This is a genomic window from Companilactobacillus nodensis DSM 19682 = JCM 14932 = NBRC 107160 (assembly GCF_000615905.1).
Lineage (GTDB): Bacteria > Bacillota > Bacilli > Lactobacillales > Lactobacillaceae > Companilactobacillus > Companilactobacillus nodensis.
The window spans coordinates 14,792-30,196 of sequence record NZ_BAMN01000009.1; the positions used below are offsets into that span (position 1 = coordinate 14,792).

The following is a 15,405-nucleotide window of genomic DNA, read 5'->3' on the forward strand; positions in this document are numbered from 1 at the left end:
TCAGGACTAATTAACGTCAGCCACCTAACGTCGATGCTAACTGTAAGAATCGAACTTACGACCTTCTGTTTACAAGACAGATGCACCACCGATTGTGCTAAGTTAGCAAAATAGCTATATCAGGAATTTACTCCTGATCACGCGATTACGTGTCTACTTGAGAATAGCTATAAAAACAATTAAGGAAAAAAAAGAAAATTAACACCAACAAGATGTACTCGAAGAACTACCCGTTTTCAGCCATATTGACTGCAATGTGGATATCAGGAGTTGAACCTGAACCAATGCCAAGATATTGAATGAAATGTTGTAACAATATTTTTGTTTATCATTCAGTATCTCTCATAATCCACCATCCTTATTAATTTCAAAGAGCTGGTAAATAATTAAATTATCTACTCTATCATAATAAGATTATTAGGCCCTTCGTGCGTACTCACTTTGTACTTTATTTAATAGGGATCATACATGTTCAATCTCTTTGCCAATCGAACGAAAAAGTCAGCTTTCTTTTGATAAGCGGGATTTCTTGAGCAGTTAATCTTATGATTGATAATCAAGCCATCTATTGTGAATTCAGGATGTTCTTTAAAGTACACTTCCGTAATCATAGTGATAGTATCAGCATCACTCTCAAGAACAGTTGCCTCAATAGCTTTCTTCTCAGACTCCATCGCTCGAAGTCTTCTGTCTTCATCAATCGTAATGCTAATTGTTTCTTGTGGCCGTGATATCTTACTAGACTTCCCACCACCAACATTCTGATCAATAGAATGATATGGCACAGTTAATTCCTGCATTCTGTCATCGATATGTTTGGCCATCTTTGGATAATCCCGAAGTATTTCTTCGATGCGTTTCTTAGTTCCACGTCTGATAGTGATCACTTCCTATTTGATATTTAAAGTCCATCTTTGATGTCATCGATTACCATTGCAACTATCAGTAAGTCTGATACCACCATAATTGCAAGAATTGAATATTGAATGAATAATCCTGCATTCATAAGCAAAGCTAATTTGTAGAATCCGTAAATAACAATATTTGATATACAGCAATGAGTACTCCCGCCAATACGCTTAACCAACCATTCATTTTTCTTCACCACACAAATGCCAATTATCGGAAACCAAAACCTGATATGCGAACATTGGATCATCAGCATTCAACCGATCACAGTATTTTTGACAATTTTTTCTAAAACGATAAATGTGACCCTCGGTTGAAAGAACTTTACCATCACCTGTAATCTTTCCACATACGTATGCTTTGGGAATTATTTTACTCATCACAACTTCCTCCCGCATTTCGGACAAAACTTGATATTAGTAACACAAGTTCCAAAGTCACAATCATCAAGCATTAACTTCTTATCCATAATATTAACTGATGCACCGATTTGTCCTCGATCATATAATTCGGGTTCATCGTACAAAGTATGAACATTCGATAATAAATCTTTACCAGACTTGCAATAATCGCAACCTTCACTTTTAATGCCATAATCAAAGTTATAATGCAATGGTAAAGGCCATTCAGCAGTTCTCTTTGAAGTAGTAATACCGCCCTTTGATGAATTCTTAACAGGGATTGATACGATTACGATAATAAGGAATATCCCAATCAACCCAGCAATTGAAGCAATTAGATCTCCCATTAAACAAATCCTCCTGACATCATCCATTCTCGATATGGATATTTTTCATGCATATCTTTTCGTGAATAAGCGAAAAACCTCGTGCCATCTTTGCTAACGATAAACTCATCACCTAAAAGCAACTGATCCCCTAAGTAGCAATCAAACGAATCATCATTCTTTTCCACTCGCGTGATACCACATTCTTTTTCAATTACAGGATCAAATTTCGTATCAGTAAAGTGATAGGCACGAACTACATTACCGTCACTATCAGCATATCTTGGTTGCTCATACATGAATGCTTTGTGCCAAGTACCAAGCACTTTAATCTTGCCATCAACCAAGGCAAGCGGCTGTGTCCAAGTACGATTCAATGAATAATTGAATTCTCTTGAATTGGCAAACGACTTTCTTCCGGCATGAGCTTGATCGTGAGTACGTCTTTCAAGACATCTGAACTGATTTTCGTATTCAACAAACTTCATGAATTTCAGTGAATAAGATGTCTCATTATCAACGACTCTTTTTGTCCAAGCTGTCATGTAATCACTAGTTGCTTGAATTAAATCATCAAGTGTTAGATTTTCAACTTCTAATGGAACAGACGTTAGCATAATTCCCGAAGTATAAACGAAAACTTTCATTAATCAACACTCCAATCTCCGACTTGAATAACATAGATATGCAATACATATTGTGGAAATCCACCAATGTTAGGTGCAATCAACTGATTTTTAACATATTGTTGAGCACTTTCCAATCTACTAAATAGCTTTACCGGAATGTTAATTCCAGGTTCAAAACCATAATCATCAGGATCTTCGTTATCATCTCGAAGAACCAGAAACATACTTTTTCTACCCGGTTTGGCTTCCTCAAATTTAGCATCTCGGCAAAAGTAATCTGAAATGTCCTGCACAATGGTATTCTCATCTTCACAATTCAATATCATTCGGCCAATGTTCTTATATTCACCTGAATGACTATTGATTCGAGGAATCAAGGTCCAAGCTGTTTCTCCAATGTCATCTGCATGCTTAATTTCTTTAATGGCTGCTTCTGACCAATCCTCAATTATTCGTGTCATAGTAAGTTCTCCAATTCATATTTTTTTCATTCACATTTCCTCAAGTTGTATCCGACAGCAGAGTATCGACGTAGGTAATTATTAACAGTCTTTTTCTGAAATCCTAAGTAATTAGCAATTTCATTGATCGTTCCAACTTTAAGAACCACACCAGTTCGATACAATTCATACCTAACAGAATCAACTTCCAGTTTTTGTTGCTCCAGTAACTTTTTCCGCTTAGCACCTTTAATATTTCCTTTATAAACAGCATCTTGAATTGTCGAATAAGAAATACCAACTTTATCCGCAATCATTTTGACATCCATTCCATTGTCGTAAAACTTCTGTGCCAATTTAATATTCCAACTTCGGCCCTGCTTTAAATTAGATTCATGAGCTGTTGACTTGAACCATCTATGCAACTTTTTAACGATAGGATCATCAAAAGGAATTTTGTTATCCAAAACATATCTTGCTACAGTACTGGCATTTTCAGATGTTACTTCAATATCAGTCATCATCTAACCTCACTCAGTGACCCAATTGGATCAGGAGTCTCCATTGCAAAACTTATAGTTGTTTCTAAACCGTGTAACTTTTTAGAACCATGAGCAGTTTTCAATTCGATATGGTTCTTTTCAGCAGCACTTAGAATTCGATCATGCCAAGATTTATGAGATAAAGATGTCATTATTCTTTCACCTCAATTGCTTCAAATTGATCCAGTGTTAATCTTGAAAAACCACTTTCGAGTGCTTGTTCAGCTTCACGTTTTGTAAATTGAAATTCAGGCATTCGGCATGCACTTTCAATATCGATTGACCATGAAGTCAGGTATAGCTTATCCAAAGTACCTGCTAAGAAAATTGGAAAAGTGTTTTGATCGGTAATACCAATCAACTTATAAACATAAGTCTTTTCTTCAAACTCAGCTTCACCAGCAAAGAAGTCAGCAATGTCTTGAACAACAGCGACATCATTATATTCAGAGCCATTAGAACCAAAACGCATACTTAAAATTGGCGCGACTGTTTCAATATTGCCGATCGTATCGAAAATATTAGTATTCTCTTTTGCTCCCATTAGTTCTTTGATCTCCGCTTCAGAGTATCCGGTTAGTGTTCTCATAGTTAGTTCTCCTCATTTATATGTCATGATGTATATATGACAGGTTGTGTGTTTTTTAGTTTAATTCATGATAATTATTGATTTTAGGGTAGGGTTACATTATCAGGGTACAACTTAGAATCTCTCAATCCCTTGGCAGAGTAGCAGGTTACAAGTTACAGCATTTTTTGACCAAAAGTTTTTTAATATAGTAACGTTACTAGATACATATACCTATATATATATTCTTTTTTAAAAAGGGTTACTTGTAACCCTGTAACCTTGTTCCTGTATCTCCTCTGCCACAAGGGATTGCGTGGTTACAATTTTGAAAAATTAATTGTAACCATCTGTAACCTGTGTAACCTACTCGTCAAATTCAACGAATATTCGTTGTGACTTTTTGTTCCTTTTCTTAACTTTAAGCTCAACGTGAAAATTGGTGCATATAGTATCCTTGAATAATTTAGGACCTTGAACGTTATATCCGTTTTCCTCACACCAAACTTCATATTGTTCGTATATCTCTGGTGATCTCTTGCCAAGAACATCGTCTTCCTTGTTCAAATCCTGAGCATAAGCAAGTGCTGTGTTGTTATCTTCATGATATTGTTTGTTGAAATCATCAATCTTGCTTGAATCAGTGAACTTCTTAGTCTTGTAAAGTCTTTGGTATCCATCGACAATCAGCTTCAACCAATATTTCAACGCTTGATCATTAGTCACATCTGTGATAAATGTCCCTGATTTATGCTTTGGCTTATTATACATAGGCAACCACTCAACACGTCTTTGATATGAAACACCCTTTTCAAATGATTTAAGAATATGGTTCGACGTGAATATCAGTGTTGGTGTCAATTCAGTAGATACAGAATCGGCATACAATTTTCTCAGTGATATAAAATCACAACTTGAGATATTCTTGAGAATCTTCATCTTCTTATTGTCAATTGCTTCGTCTTCAACATCATCTCCAAGATTGGTTAACTTTCCTTGAAGCGAATTTAAGTATCTTTCATCCACCATGTTATCGATTGATAATGATCCACAGTTCTTAACATCAAGAATCTTTCTGATAATGGCAAGCAAGGTTCCCTTACCATTACCACCATCCCCAACAAAGAAGAAGAATTTAGCAAGCAATCTCTTAACTTCCTTATTAACGATTAGCGTATGACCAAGAACTTCCAAGATATGGTTTTGATATCCCGTATCGTGGTCGGATAACATATCAAGATAGTCATCAACCAATTTAACTGGTGTTGCATCAGGATCATACTCAAGGTTAATTGAGTAAGGTGTAAAATCGTCGTATTCAATTGGAATGAATTTACCTTCACGCAAGATACCGTTGTTCAATCTGATATCAAATACCTGCGATTCATCAACTGACTTTGCTCGGTAATCCATTTGTTTTAAAACTTCATCAACATATCTTGTCTTTTGGCCAGGACAATACTCATATATAATCGCTCTCAACTTCTCGTCATCAGACAAATACTCATGCCCCTCTTTGAAATAAAGTTGATGCGCATACTTAACGACTTTTCTTTCTTCCATTACTACGTCTGCGATCTTTGATTCTCCATCTTTTTCAGCTTTAACATCTACCGAATCACGTAGGATCTCAGACATCTCTTCAGCGGGTAGTGGTGTCGCAAATATTGTGTTGTTAATGAAGTTGATAATTTGCTTCCAATGCTTGGTATTACCAAGATGCATTCTTTGTTTGAATAGTGCGGGATTCCTACCTTCGCCTTCTTCAAGCCCTAGCAAGTTCGATGATTTTCGATCAGGCTTTAAGAAATCTGGTAACTCTTCGCGAACACCTGCATTCTCAATTTCACGTGCTTTTCCACGTTGCTTGACTGTAATCGATTGAGTATTACCACTGTGCTTATACTCAACCTCAAATCCTAGTTGAGTTAATGATCTCGCACCTTTAAACACTTGAGGTTTCTTAAAGTAGAAGTGAACACCTCTGTTTGTCCAAACTGTTTGAGTCTTGATATTAAATATCTGAATCATCTCTTTGATCTGATCAATACTTAATGCATCAATATCGACCACCAAGTCATTCTCAGTCAGGATATAACCTGCATCGGCAAAAGACTCTAAGTCTTCAGCCATATCTGCGCCCTTCGCGGCGTGCTTCTGGTTTGGTAAGTATTCAACATACAAGCTATTCCCACCTTTCTAGGTTTTTAGTTGTAAGTTTGTAATAGAAATTTAAATCAACTTTGTTTTTAAAATCAGTGAACTTATCAGTTTCATCATTCCAAAGCATCATATTTTCAGGCGAATCAGGGAACTTAACAAGTCCATCATCTTGACGGCGTTTGTACAATTTAATCCCTGAATCTTTTGTTGCGAATACTCTGTTGATGTTTTGATATTTGTTGCCATTCTGATCGAACGTACCTTTATAAGTGCGTCCAGCCTGTAGAATGTACTGGAATAAGTGTGGATCATTCAAGTTCTCTTCTAATGTAGTAACTACATCTTTTCCATAAACAAGCTTGTTTACGATTGCGATGTCTACAATACGAATTGAATTATTCTTGAAAGGTTGGTCTTTATAGAATCTTGCAACATCCCCACCCTTAACTTTCAAGTGATCGCCTTTTTTACCAATATAATTATTAACATCTTTCTGAATGAATTCATCGAAGTAGTCATCTTCAAGCGATAGATTAAACATCTTCTCCCACTCGGACTTGATCACTTGTAACTTCTCTTCATCAACTTTAGGAATGAAGCCAATACCATCGGTATTGATGTTTACCAATGTCGCATAAGGTGCAAGCATTTCGCATAATTTGTAAAGTGCAATTTGACCATAGAAACAAACACTTCGTGCGGCTTCAGGGTTGTAAAGAATTGAGTATTTGTTCTTCAAGTTACCGTACACCGAATTCAAAATAATCTTATAAGCTGCGGCTAGTTCAGGATTAGTCTTCTTTAATCCGATTCTGTCCTCAAGAATCTGCTTATATTTCTCTGCATGTGGTCCAAGAACTCCAAGAATCAAAATGATATGTGGATACATGGAAGTAACATCCCACTGTCTAACATCTGTAAACTTCTTCTTATACTTATGAGCACCATGCAATCCACCGAAGCCGAATTGAATCTCACAATCGAACTGATCTAACGTCTGAGTGCCTTTTTGACCTTGCCATAATTCTCGAATTTCTTCGGGAACTATCTTAAGTAATTCATAATCTCTATTGGCATCATATTTTCCCAGTCTGACGTCTGACCACTTTGGCAGTGGTCTGTTCATCAAAACATTGGCACTGATAGTTGTAGTGTTCCAATCTTCAATTGAGCTTGACGGGTTATCGATCATTGAAACAAGGTGTTTCTTGGCTTTGAAATAGTTATCATGTCGCATCTTGAACACGTCAACTGTAGTTTTGACATCATAGGTACAATACTTGATGACTTCCTGAATCTCTTCTTCAGTCAACGGTCTATCAATATCAAAGGGAACGTCTGATTCAAAAATCATCTTCCCTTGATTACCCTCAATCTTCTTTAAACCAGGTCTTGAAACGTCAATTTGCTGAAAACAGTCATAAGTACTTTTCAACTTACCTAACTTACCTGCGTTCTCGTTACCTGCGATGATCTCGTCATTCAAATCTTTAATCTGAGCGACTGATTCACCATCCATCATCTTTGGTATAACTCGATCATCATAGTAATGGTTATTGTATCCAACTAACTTCTTATCACGAATCAGTTCCCTGCATCCGTCATAGTCGTTGTGAAATATCTGTACCACATTTTTGTTCTCATCGAGGAAGACGGCGAAGTTGTCACATTTAAAAACTTCTAAATCGTAGAATAGTAGTTCTTCAGTCATTTTGTCCTCCTACTTTTTAGCTTTCTTAATTTTCTTAATTTCTCCATAAGGGAATTTTCCGAAGGCCATTTTAATTTCAACTTGAATAGGTTGGCCAATCAATTCATCAGCTTTGCTGAATGGCTTGCCAAGTGTATCTTCAAACTTTTCAAGTTTCTTAGTTTTGAGGTTTGGATTAGGAATGTACTTGTTTAAATCTTCAAAGTACTTGGAATAGTTGTATTTAGTTTGATGAAGTTCGTTTTCATAGTTATAGCGAATCAAAATCATCTTGCCGTTGTCAGTAATGTTCTCAATCTTAGTGTCGAAGATAGTACCTTCATCGTCTTTATCAAACTTGGCAACTTGATCGATATGATATAGTGAGCAGAACTTGTCATATACATAGACATCATGCTTTGCATTGATTTTGGTATCTAACTTATCAAAGCTAACTCCGAATTCATCTTGAGCAATCTTCTCAACTTTGGCTGCTTGTTCATCACTCGGATTATATTGATGTGAGTCATTGTCGTAGGCACCTTGATGAAGATTGATTTCACGAATTTCTCCTGCATAAGCATCCAAGAATGTTAATGTTGCTGTCGTGTTGTTATCCTTGTATTCGACTTGAACCATTGGTAGATCTTTTAAAATTTGTTCTGACATTTTGTATTACTTCCTTTTTAGTTAATTTAAATTTCTTTGTATTCGATCTTGTTTGCATTCATATAGCTACGAACCTTAGAGGCTTCCCCAGTGTCATAAATTACAAATGTGACAGGCTTTTTAGCCTTAGTAATATCATTGTTATAGTCTGGTGTTTCAGTCTTCTTAGTGGCTTCAGCGGCCTTTTGAAGATATTCTTTCTTCTTCTGAACTGTTGAGATTGCTTCAGTGACTGAATCAGGAAACATGATGTACTGAGCTAGAATTTCTTCAGCGTCATCCATTTTCTTGATCACGTCAATATCCTTTTGCTTGGTATCAAACCATGCTGCCATTAATTCTTCAGTCTTGTTCATTGATACTGACTTATTCAGTACATTCGATTGCGCTGATAGAAAGTCATTAAATTTGAATGGAAAGTTAGGATACAAGTTAAGTCTTTGAAGATATAGTGCATTGATATCATCTTTCTTATGCTGACGTTGAGCTTCTTCCAACTCACGTTCTTGCTTTTTAATGATTTGAGTAGCATTAGTGATTGATTTCAGAATTGAATCGGTCTTAACTTTCAGCTCGTCATAAGGTTTGTTGATCTCTTTCTTTGCATCTTTTCGGAATCGCTCAACCTTATCGATCTGTTTGTTGACCTGTGCAAGTAACTTCTTACTTGTCTTCAACGTTTCAGGCGTGACTTTAACTGACTTCAATCCCTCAGCTAAATCGTCAGCATTCTTTTTTAATTTTTCATATTCAGGGAATTCGATTTTCCCTGGAATGATTTTTAGTAAATTCTCATTAATGACTAATTCATTCATAATATCCTCCGATTAATAGAATCTGGCAGACTTATGAAGTTCGATCCAAGGTGATTCGGGTGTCCTTCTGTGCATGAAATAGAATGCTTTTGCTTGTTGCGTTGATAAGTGTCGCTTGGCACCTGCATACGCATCATATCCGAAGCTCTTGTTCTCAATTTGTTCAATTTTCTTTTCGTCATGATTCGATTCAACGAACAACCAATCAAATTTGATGTCAGGGACGTTTTCCAGCGAATATGTATCTGTAACGTATATGATCTGTTGGCCAAACCACTTCCAGATATATCCATACACCAGCACATTGTGTGGTGCTTCGAATGGCAGGAATGTGTATCCTCCTATATCAATCGGATAACCAGCATTAGCAATAATGTCACAGTGGAATCGTTGAGATACTTCCCAATTACCAACAAACTTGATGTTCGGGAACACCTTTCTGATCCGCTTATAGGTGCTTGGATTAACGTGATCACTATGAACGTGAGTCAACAGAATGTAGTTAACTTTGTATAATGCATCATGCAACTTGCTAAATGGCAATCCAATGTCGCAAAGAACATCGTTTATTCTTACTGAATTACCTTTTGATGAACTTCCATAAATCTCGTATTCAAATTTTTGTTCCATTTATACTTAACCCTTTCGTGTGATATAATTGAGTTAAGTATTTGTGTATAATACCTTGCCAAGAATTGAGTGCTGTCAACGCTCAGTTCTTTTTTTTATGCATAATAATCTTCAAATCTCGCATAGATTGCTTGCTCGTATTTTGATTTCATATCTTCAAGTTCAGAACGCTTTGACTTGAGATAGATATAAGCTGATTTTTCTTCGGAACAATCTTGATATCCCTGTTCCAAGTCCCAGATATCGTCGCTAATTTGATGCATTTGATAGTCAACTGATCCAATCTCTTTGTTAACTTTTGAGTAATCAGTTAGTGTTGATTCAATGCTTACTAGTTCATCATTCATCGGCTTCTTCCTCTGCCTTTTCTTCAAAGTAATTTGCAATATCATTTATAACTGACTTTCGGACGCCTTTTCGTCTTGAATTCAATTCTCCAAGTCTCAATCTCAGGTAGTTATAATCTGAAAGTTCGGCATTCCAACTCCTGTCGTTCTTTGATGCTTCAAACATCGCTTTCTTAACTGATTCAATTCGATATGTAACTTCCCCAATTTCTTCACAAAGCTCATCGTAGTCTTCGCTGTAATCTTCAAGCATCACTTCGTCAATCCAGTCATAGTCGCTTCTGGCCATTCATATCACCTCCTTTCATGGATTTTCGAAAGTCTTCATTCAATTGGTCTTTGATTGACTTTGAATAATGATGGCCATCTCTGAATTCAATCTTGTTAGGGTGGTAGCTATTGAGATATTTTGCTATTCCGCTAACAGCCTCAGCAACACCATTCAGTACCGATCGAACATGATATTGCGTCTTCCTCCGAATGTTTCTAATTTCCTTTGGTTTCAAACTGCCAAAAGTTATGGCGTTGATATTTCGTTCAACAGCTTGATTCTTGTGCTTCTTTCTAATACGTTTGTTTGGCATTATTCATATCACCTCCTCTCGTGGCAATTTATCGATTTCAAATTCCTTAGCAGTTTCTTCGTCAAATTCAAAATCGTATTGTCTGGTAATTCTTTCTGACGCATCAATACCCACACTGCATAATTCTCCATGCTTCTTATTCAAAGCATAGTAACTATTGCCGTACATTGGGTTGAATACAAACTTGCCTGGTACTGGTACTTTAAACTTCATATCTTTTCACCACCCTTCTTCAATATCACAATCTTCTGCTCCAACATGTGGTGCATCTGTTGATTCAGGTGTTTCAGGTTCATTCAACTTCCAATCATCAAAATTATCTGGCATGATTGTGTCACTTCGATACACTTTCAAAGTTTGACTTCTTTAATTTTTCGGCTCTATTTTCAGAAAACCTTGCCCACGCTCCTGATTCATTGAGCATTGATGAACATTTAAATATCAGGAACTTGCCTGACGCTACAACATCTATTACTGGTGGTAGATTCGAGATGAATTTGTTAATTTGTTTGTCTGATTTGTTGCTTGTATCTAACGCAACTAGTTGAAGAATGTCTCTCATGCTTATCTCCTCCCTGATATAAATCTCAAGAATCTATGGACCAGACTCTTATTAGTTCCAAGCGTTACTTCAAACGCCCCGGATATGATTGGTCCTTTGATCATTGCATTTTGAATCGTCAACTCATCTTCAAGTGAGTTGGCTTTTTTATTTAGTTTCATTGGTCGTTCTCCTTTTATTCATTTGTGAAAACTAATCTTTTCAGGTTTACCAAATTTAAAGACGCGATTTTCTTTATTGATAACAGTGCTTGTTTTGTACAGAACTGATTTAGTAACTCCAAAGTAATCCGCAAGTTTATTAGCAAGTAGTCCATCTTTGCCAAGTTGGCGTTTGCTAATTTCCATATCAATCTGATCAACTGTTACATTCAAATCTTTAGCTAATTTAGCTTTACTGATATGTCTTTCTTTGAGCAAGTCTTCAATCTTATTTTTCGGTGTATCTTCTGCAAAACTGATTCCGAAATCCATCATTATGAATTCCTCCTTATTCGAATAATGTAGTTACTAATCTTTCGAACCATTTGAATGGCTTGACATTCATATCAAACAATCCGTTGATACCAAATTTAGTAACAAGATATGTGATTAATACTGCTGTCACGATTCCAAAGTAAAACGTTCCAAAATCGACTTTCATATGTACGCCCCCACGGCTATTTTTTATTAATGTTTCTTTATGAATTCGTCAATTTCATCTTTGTTATACATAGTCATGCCTTCGACCTCATGTGATGGCAATTCTCTAAACTTTGCATCAAATGTATTATTAACCATAGGAAGATATGCAACTGTTTGTTTCTTGTTCATCCAAAGTCTTGGCTTGGATTCTTCAATAGATTGCTGAATCAACTTTTTGAGTTCACTTTTAAATTCAGGATCCATGGTTAGACCTCCTAATTCATTGATGACTTTCATAATTTCAGAGTCTGGACTGTCAATTTGTCGGTCCAGATAATTATTAGTATTAAAAGCTGTCTACGCCATTTTGGCGTACATGAACGGTACTAATTTTCTGTGTGCTCTTATCTAGTCTGTAATCAGACCTCCACCAATTGCTCAATTTTTGGATAAATGTTTTCTTGTTTCAGTAATTCATAGAGTCCCAAGCGCCCTTTTTGAGTCCACTTAGTATTTAATACAGCTTTCTCAGTGCCGTCAGTGCGTTTGATCATGGTTGTCTTGGAATGTGTCCAGCCGTTAGTTTGATACTTGGCATACAGCAACCACGTATTGCCTTGCTTGTATTGAACACCAAGTTCGTGAAGTAGTTTATTCAGCTTTCTTCCACTCATTCCATAGTCTTTAGCGATGACTGTGATTGTTACTAATGATGGATTTTGTAAAACTTGATCGTAGTATGTGGCTTTTGGTTGTAACTCATTGACTTGTTGTTCAGCAATCAATCTTCCTTCGCGTTCCGTTTTAAGCTGTGTGGCTAATTTAATTAGGTAATCTGGATCCGTTAACGTTTGTTCAATTGCTGAATCAGTTAAGTAAGCACCATGTTTTCGTATTGTTGGTAGAACCTCTGATGTAACCCAATCTTGAAACTTCTCAGCTGTTGGGTTGTTGGCTTTAATTGCCAACTTATAAAATTGTGGCTCAGTGATAAAATCGCCTTTTGAAACCTTTCTGCCACTTTTGGCAGAATTTAAATATTCATTAACTCGATTCCATCTAACATTGATATAGCCTTTCGAACTTGATGTAATTCCTAATCCAATAGCTGCCTTTTCTGCATCAAATTCAATGTCTCCGTTTTGATTAGTACGAACTGGCAATTTGATATCACCATTTGTAAATTCTTGTAAATTATTCATTACTTTTACCTTCTTTTTTTATAGATTTAAAACTCGTGCTACTTGCTCACGTAACTCACGTGACTTAGGTGTCATGTCGCCTTTAATGGCTCTATTCAATTGTTGTGGATTGGCATGAATCAATTCAGCTAACTCTTTTTGCGTCATATCTCGATTAAGCAATGCGATCTTAATTGAACGTTCAGTGTCATATGCTACCTTTGCTAATTGTTGTTCTGGCATGTAATCAGCTCCTTTCTATTGTTATAATTTGATTAATTCATATATATTCGAGGTGATAATAATGGAACTAGACTACGATTTTGTTAGAAAAACTTTAATTGAATGTGCAGAAAGTGAACATTTACAGGGACCAACTAATAAGGAAATCCGTAATTTTGCTGATGAAAATCATGTTTCCTTAAATGAACTAGCATTTACAATTGACAAAATGGAGGAAGCTGGATTCATCACAGGTAAAGTGACCTATAGTGGTGAGGGTCCATATGTCATCCTTATAGGTAATTTAACCTGGGATGGTAATCAATATTTGAATTCCATAAGAAATCCATTTATTTGGAAAGAAACCAAACAAAAACTCATCGATAAAGGTGTCACTGCCTCATTCTCTGTAATAACTGCTTTGGCAACCGCAATTGCTAAACAAAAACTTGGACTATAGTATTTTAAATATATGTCCATCAACCATTACATAAAGATTCTTGTTCGAAGGTAACAGCTTCGACAAGGATTTTTTTTCTGCCTCATCAATGAAAAAAATCATACTAAACCTACTTGTTCCACCAGTAAGAATAGGTATTCTGTCATTACCATCCTTATAAAAGTAAACGTACTCATGATTTTCCAAGGCTATATCTCCTTTAAAAATTTATTAACAAAATATGTTTGACCTTTTCCAGTAACTTTAGGAGTTTTAGTCACTCTTACAGAACCATCCGGGTTGCTGTAGGTACGTTCTTTTATTTCAAATATCTTTAAGTTCATTGATCGTTGGGTTCCATCTTCGACCAATCCGATCGTCTTCATCAAATGGAACCAAAATGAAACATGATGAAGTATTAGTTGGAATTATCGTTGCTGCATAGGGCATCCACTTCATACGTGTGATACCTTTTTGTTTGCTCTGATATCCTTTAACCGCTTTTCTAATATTCATATTTTCTACCTCCTTTACTGTTATTTTTTCATCAAGTTATTGCACATGTTCTTTGATAAATTTCAAACCTTCGTCAAAGTACAACCATTGTGGAACTTCTTTATCAGAATGCTGAGACTTACTATTTGACCAACGGCCATATTTATTTTGACCAGGTTGTTCTGCTTTAATTCCAAACTTATTAGCAATTCGTCCAACCTTATTTGATGTAATTCCTGCTTTGTTACCAACTTCTGTTGCCGAATATTCCTTCTTCCTCATGACCGGAATAGTCATTTCTCCAGTTAACTCTTTGGCTGCATTAGCTAGTAATGATTGTTTCGAAGAATTAGATTCAGTCGCCATAGCAATTCGGTACATCAAATTTGCTTTTCTAGTAGCTGCATTCTTCTCCATAATTTCCAAGCGCTTGTCTTTTACAATAGCTGGATTATTTTCCTTGATCGCAACTCGCATATTAAAGTAGTTATCAACCAATTGGTCATATACTTCCCAAGCTTTATCATCATCAAGAATTTTTAGTAATTTGCTATAACCACGTTCAGACAATAGATAAATATTCTTCGTAGCATTGATCTGATTTTGACTAAATCCGCTCTTGTTCAAAACAATAGCGAAATTACCAGCCTTTAAATCTATAATATCTATGCCTTTTTTGAATCTTTTAATATTGCGATTAATCAGTAAATTAATGTTTCCCACCGTCTGTCCGTGAATTACCGCAATATCTTTAACCAACATTGCTTTCTTATCTTTACCGAAGCCGCCTTCAATTCCTATAAATTCAATTGATCCAATTTTCTCTTTACCAATTACTTTTAAATTATTCATTACTTTCTTCCTTCTTCTACGTTCAATTTATCTCTAAAAGAGATAACATTTCCAAAAAAAATAGCATTCATCGGATATTTATATAATTCAGAGAATCGAGACATATATTTAATAGGCATATTACCAGCATCTTTTTCCCATTTAATTATTGTCATTCGATTGACTCCCATGATATTTGCAACATCATTCTGTGTTAATCCTTTTCTTACTCGTAAAGCTTTTAAAGTCATCATTTGTTCAAGTGGCATCATGTCACCTCCTTTCAACATAGATTAGTATATATCCCTAAAAGAGATAATGCAACATTTAATTCTCTTT

The 15,405-nt window shown here is 35.8% G+C and carries 28 protein-coding genes, 1 tRNA gene and 1 pseudogene; 1 reads left to right on the top strand and 29 read right to left on the bottom strand.

The window, feature by feature from the left end; genetic code table 11:
- Positions 1-34: 34 nt before the first annotated feature.
- From JCM14932_RS07755 to JCM14932_RS07885, 25 genes are all read right to left on the bottom strand, one after another.
- Positions 35-107 (bottom strand) — tRNA-Thr (locus JCM14932_RS07755).
- Between the two features lie 345 nt (positions 108-452).
- Complete coding sequence (locus JCM14932_RS07760) at positions 453-887, bottom strand: DUF722 domain-containing protein (protein WP_051528094.1); 435 nt, start codon at positions 885-887, stop codon at positions 453-455.
- Positions 888-1,091: 204 nt separating this feature from the next.
- On the bottom strand, positions 1,092-1,289 hold the full coding sequence (locus tag JCM14932_RS07770; RefSeq protein ID WP_025024380.1) for a hypothetical protein: 198 nt from the start codon (positions 1,287-1,289) through the stop codon (positions 1,092-1,094).
- Positions 1,289-1,657, bottom strand: coding sequence for a hypothetical protein (locus JCM14932_RS07775; protein ID WP_025024381.1), 369 nt, complete (start codon positions 1,655-1,657; stop codon positions 1,289-1,291). Before JCM14932_RS07775 ends, JCM14932_RS07770 begins: the two co-directional genes overlap by 1 nt.
- Positions 1,657-2,283, bottom strand: coding sequence for a hypothetical protein (locus JCM14932_RS07780; protein ID WP_025024382.1), 627 nt, complete (start codon positions 2,281-2,283; stop codon positions 1,657-1,659). Before JCM14932_RS07780 ends, JCM14932_RS07775 begins: the two co-directional genes overlap by 1 nt.
- Entirely contained in the window at positions 2,283-2,726 is a 444-nt protein-coding gene (locus JCM14932_RS07785) for a hypothetical protein (protein ID WP_025024383.1), read from the bottom strand. Before JCM14932_RS07785 ends, JCM14932_RS07780 begins: the two co-directional genes overlap by 1 nt.
- A 26-nt stretch (positions 2,727-2,752) precedes the next feature.
- Positions 2,753-3,226, bottom strand: coding sequence for a COG3415 family protein (locus JCM14932_RS07790; protein WP_025024384.1), 474 nt, complete (start codon positions 3,224-3,226; stop codon positions 2,753-2,755).
- Positions 3,226-3,399, bottom strand: a complete 174-nt coding sequence (locus JCM14932_RS16555; protein ID WP_155832096.1) for a hypothetical protein — start codon at positions 3,397-3,399, stop codon at positions 3,226-3,228. The genes JCM14932_RS07790 and JCM14932_RS16555 overlap by 1 nt, the downstream gene beginning before the upstream one ends.
- Positions 3,399-3,836, bottom strand: a complete 438-nt coding sequence (locus tag JCM14932_RS07800) for a hypothetical protein (RefSeq protein ID WP_025024385.1) — start codon at positions 3,834-3,836, stop codon at positions 3,399-3,401. The genes JCM14932_RS16555 and JCM14932_RS07800 overlap by 1 nt, the downstream gene beginning before the upstream one ends.
- 345 nt (positions 3,837-4,181) lie before the next feature.
- Positions 4,182-5,999 carry a DUF5906 domain-containing protein gene (locus tag JCM14932_RS07805; RefSeq protein WP_025024386.1) on the bottom strand — a complete coding sequence of 606 codons (1,818 nt, stop codon included), beginning with the start codon at positions 5,997-5,999 and terminating at the stop codon, positions 4,182-4,184.
- Position 6,000: 1 nt separating this feature from the next.
- Positions 6,001-7,689, bottom strand: a complete 1,689-nt coding sequence (locus JCM14932_RS07810) for a DNA polymerase domain-containing protein (protein WP_025024387.1) — start codon at positions 7,687-7,689, stop codon at positions 6,001-6,003.
- Between the two features lie 9 nt (positions 7,690-7,698).
- Entirely contained in the window at positions 7,699-8,337 is a 639-nt protein-coding gene (locus tag JCM14932_RS07815) for a hypothetical protein (RefSeq protein ID WP_025024388.1), read from the bottom strand.
- 26 nt (positions 8,338-8,363) lie between these two features.
- Positions 8,364-9,152 (bottom strand): DUF1351 domain-containing protein, encoded by a 789-nt coding sequence (locus tag JCM14932_RS07820; RefSeq protein WP_025024389.1) that lies wholly within the window; start codon positions 9,150-9,152, stop codon positions 8,364-8,366.
- A gap of 12 nt (positions 9,153-9,164) precedes the next feature.
- Positions 9,165-9,782 carry an MBL fold metallo-hydrolase gene (locus JCM14932_RS07825; RefSeq protein WP_025024390.1) on the bottom strand — a complete coding sequence of 206 codons (618 nt, stop codon included), beginning with the start codon at positions 9,780-9,782 and terminating at the stop codon, positions 9,165-9,167.
- 95 nt (positions 9,783-9,877) lie between these two features.
- Positions 9,878-10,129: a hypothetical protein gene (locus JCM14932_RS07830; protein WP_025024391.1), complete on the bottom strand. Its 252-nt coding sequence runs from the start codon at positions 10,127-10,129 to the stop codon at positions 9,878-9,880.
- Entirely contained in the window at positions 10,122-10,418 is a 297-nt protein-coding gene (locus JCM14932_RS07835) for a hypothetical protein (protein ID WP_025024392.1), read from the bottom strand. The genes JCM14932_RS07830 and JCM14932_RS07835 overlap by 8 nt, the downstream gene beginning before the upstream one ends.
- The gene (locus JCM14932_RS07840) at positions 10,399-10,713 is read right to left on the bottom strand and encodes a hypothetical protein (protein ID WP_025024393.1); all 315 of its coding nucleotides are present in this window, start codon (positions 10,711-10,713) and stop codon (positions 10,399-10,401) included. Before JCM14932_RS07840 ends, JCM14932_RS07835 begins: the two co-directional genes overlap by 20 nt.
- Before the next feature lie 3 nt (positions 10,714-10,716).
- Positions 10,717-10,926 (bottom strand): hypothetical protein, encoded by a 210-nt coding sequence (locus JCM14932_RS07845; protein ID WP_025024394.1) that lies wholly within the window; start codon positions 10,924-10,926, stop codon positions 10,717-10,719.
- Positions 10,927-11,047: 121 nt separating this feature from the next.
- Positions 11,048-11,275 (bottom strand): hypothetical protein, encoded by a 228-nt coding sequence (locus JCM14932_RS07855; RefSeq protein WP_025024395.1) that lies wholly within the window; start codon positions 11,273-11,275, stop codon positions 11,048-11,050.
- A 2-nt stretch (positions 11,276-11,277) separates the two neighbouring features.
- On the bottom strand, positions 11,278-11,436 hold the full coding sequence (locus tag JCM14932_RS16560) for a hypothetical protein (RefSeq protein ID WP_155832097.1): 159 nt from the start codon (positions 11,434-11,436) through the stop codon (positions 11,278-11,280).
- Positions 11,437-11,454: 18 nt separating this feature from the next.
- Complete coding sequence (locus JCM14932_RS07865) at positions 11,455-11,751, bottom strand: helix-turn-helix transcriptional regulator (protein WP_025024396.1); 297 nt, start codon at positions 11,749-11,751, stop codon at positions 11,455-11,457.
- Between the two features lie 13 nt (positions 11,752-11,764).
- The gene (locus tag JCM14932_RS16565) at positions 11,765-11,917 is read right to left on the bottom strand and encodes a hypothetical protein (protein WP_155832098.1); all 153 of its coding nucleotides are present in this window, start codon (positions 11,915-11,917) and stop codon (positions 11,765-11,767) included.
- 26 nt (positions 11,918-11,943) lie between these two features.
- Positions 11,944-12,162, bottom strand: a complete 219-nt coding sequence (locus JCM14932_RS07875; protein WP_025024397.1) for a hypothetical protein — start codon at positions 12,160-12,162, stop codon at positions 11,944-11,946.
- A 155-nt stretch (positions 12,163-12,317) separates the two neighbouring features.
- Entirely contained in the window at positions 12,318-13,100 is a 783-nt protein-coding gene (locus tag JCM14932_RS07880) for a phage antirepressor KilAC domain-containing protein (RefSeq protein WP_025024398.1), read from the bottom strand.
- An 18-nt stretch (positions 13,101-13,118) separates the two neighbouring features.
- Positions 13,119-13,322, bottom strand: a complete 204-nt coding sequence (locus tag JCM14932_RS07885; RefSeq protein WP_025024399.1) for a helix-turn-helix domain-containing protein — start codon at positions 13,320-13,322, stop codon at positions 13,119-13,121.
- Positions 13,323-13,383: 61 nt separating this feature from the next.
- Between JCM14932_RS07885 and JCM14932_RS07890 the strand changes: the two genes are divergently transcribed.
- The gene (locus JCM14932_RS07890; RefSeq protein ID WP_025024400.1) at positions 13,384-13,761 is read left to right on the top strand and encodes a DUF2513 domain-containing protein; all 378 of its coding nucleotides are present in this window, start codon (positions 13,384-13,386) and stop codon (positions 13,759-13,761) included.
- A 188-nt stretch (positions 13,762-13,949) separates the two neighbouring features.
- On the opposite strand, the pseudogene JCM14932_RS16320 reads toward JCM14932_RS07890, so the two are convergent.
- The 4 genes and pseudogenes from JCM14932_RS16320 to JCM14932_RS07910 form a co-directional block, all read right to left on the bottom strand.
- Positions 13,950-14,096: pseudogene (locus JCM14932_RS16320) on the bottom strand (phage antirepressor KilAC domain-containing protein); the annotation flags it as partial.
- Positions 14,065-14,256, bottom strand: coding sequence for a hypothetical protein (locus tag JCM14932_RS07900; protein WP_025024401.1), 192 nt, complete (start codon positions 14,254-14,256; stop codon positions 14,065-14,067). The pseudogene JCM14932_RS16320 and the gene JCM14932_RS07900, both read right to left, overlap by 32 nt.
- Before the next feature lie 36 nt (positions 14,257-14,292).
- A complete protein-coding gene (locus JCM14932_RS07905) occupies positions 14,293-15,087 on the bottom strand; it encodes an ORF6N domain-containing protein (RefSeq protein ID WP_025024402.1) in 795 nt (264 codons plus the stop codon).
- Complete coding sequence (locus JCM14932_RS07910; RefSeq protein WP_162149791.1) at positions 15,087-15,338, bottom strand: helix-turn-helix transcriptional regulator; 252 nt, start codon at positions 15,336-15,338, stop codon at positions 15,087-15,089. Before JCM14932_RS07910 ends, JCM14932_RS07905 begins: the two co-directional genes overlap by 1 nt.
- Positions 15,339-15,405: the final 67 nt, after the last annotated feature.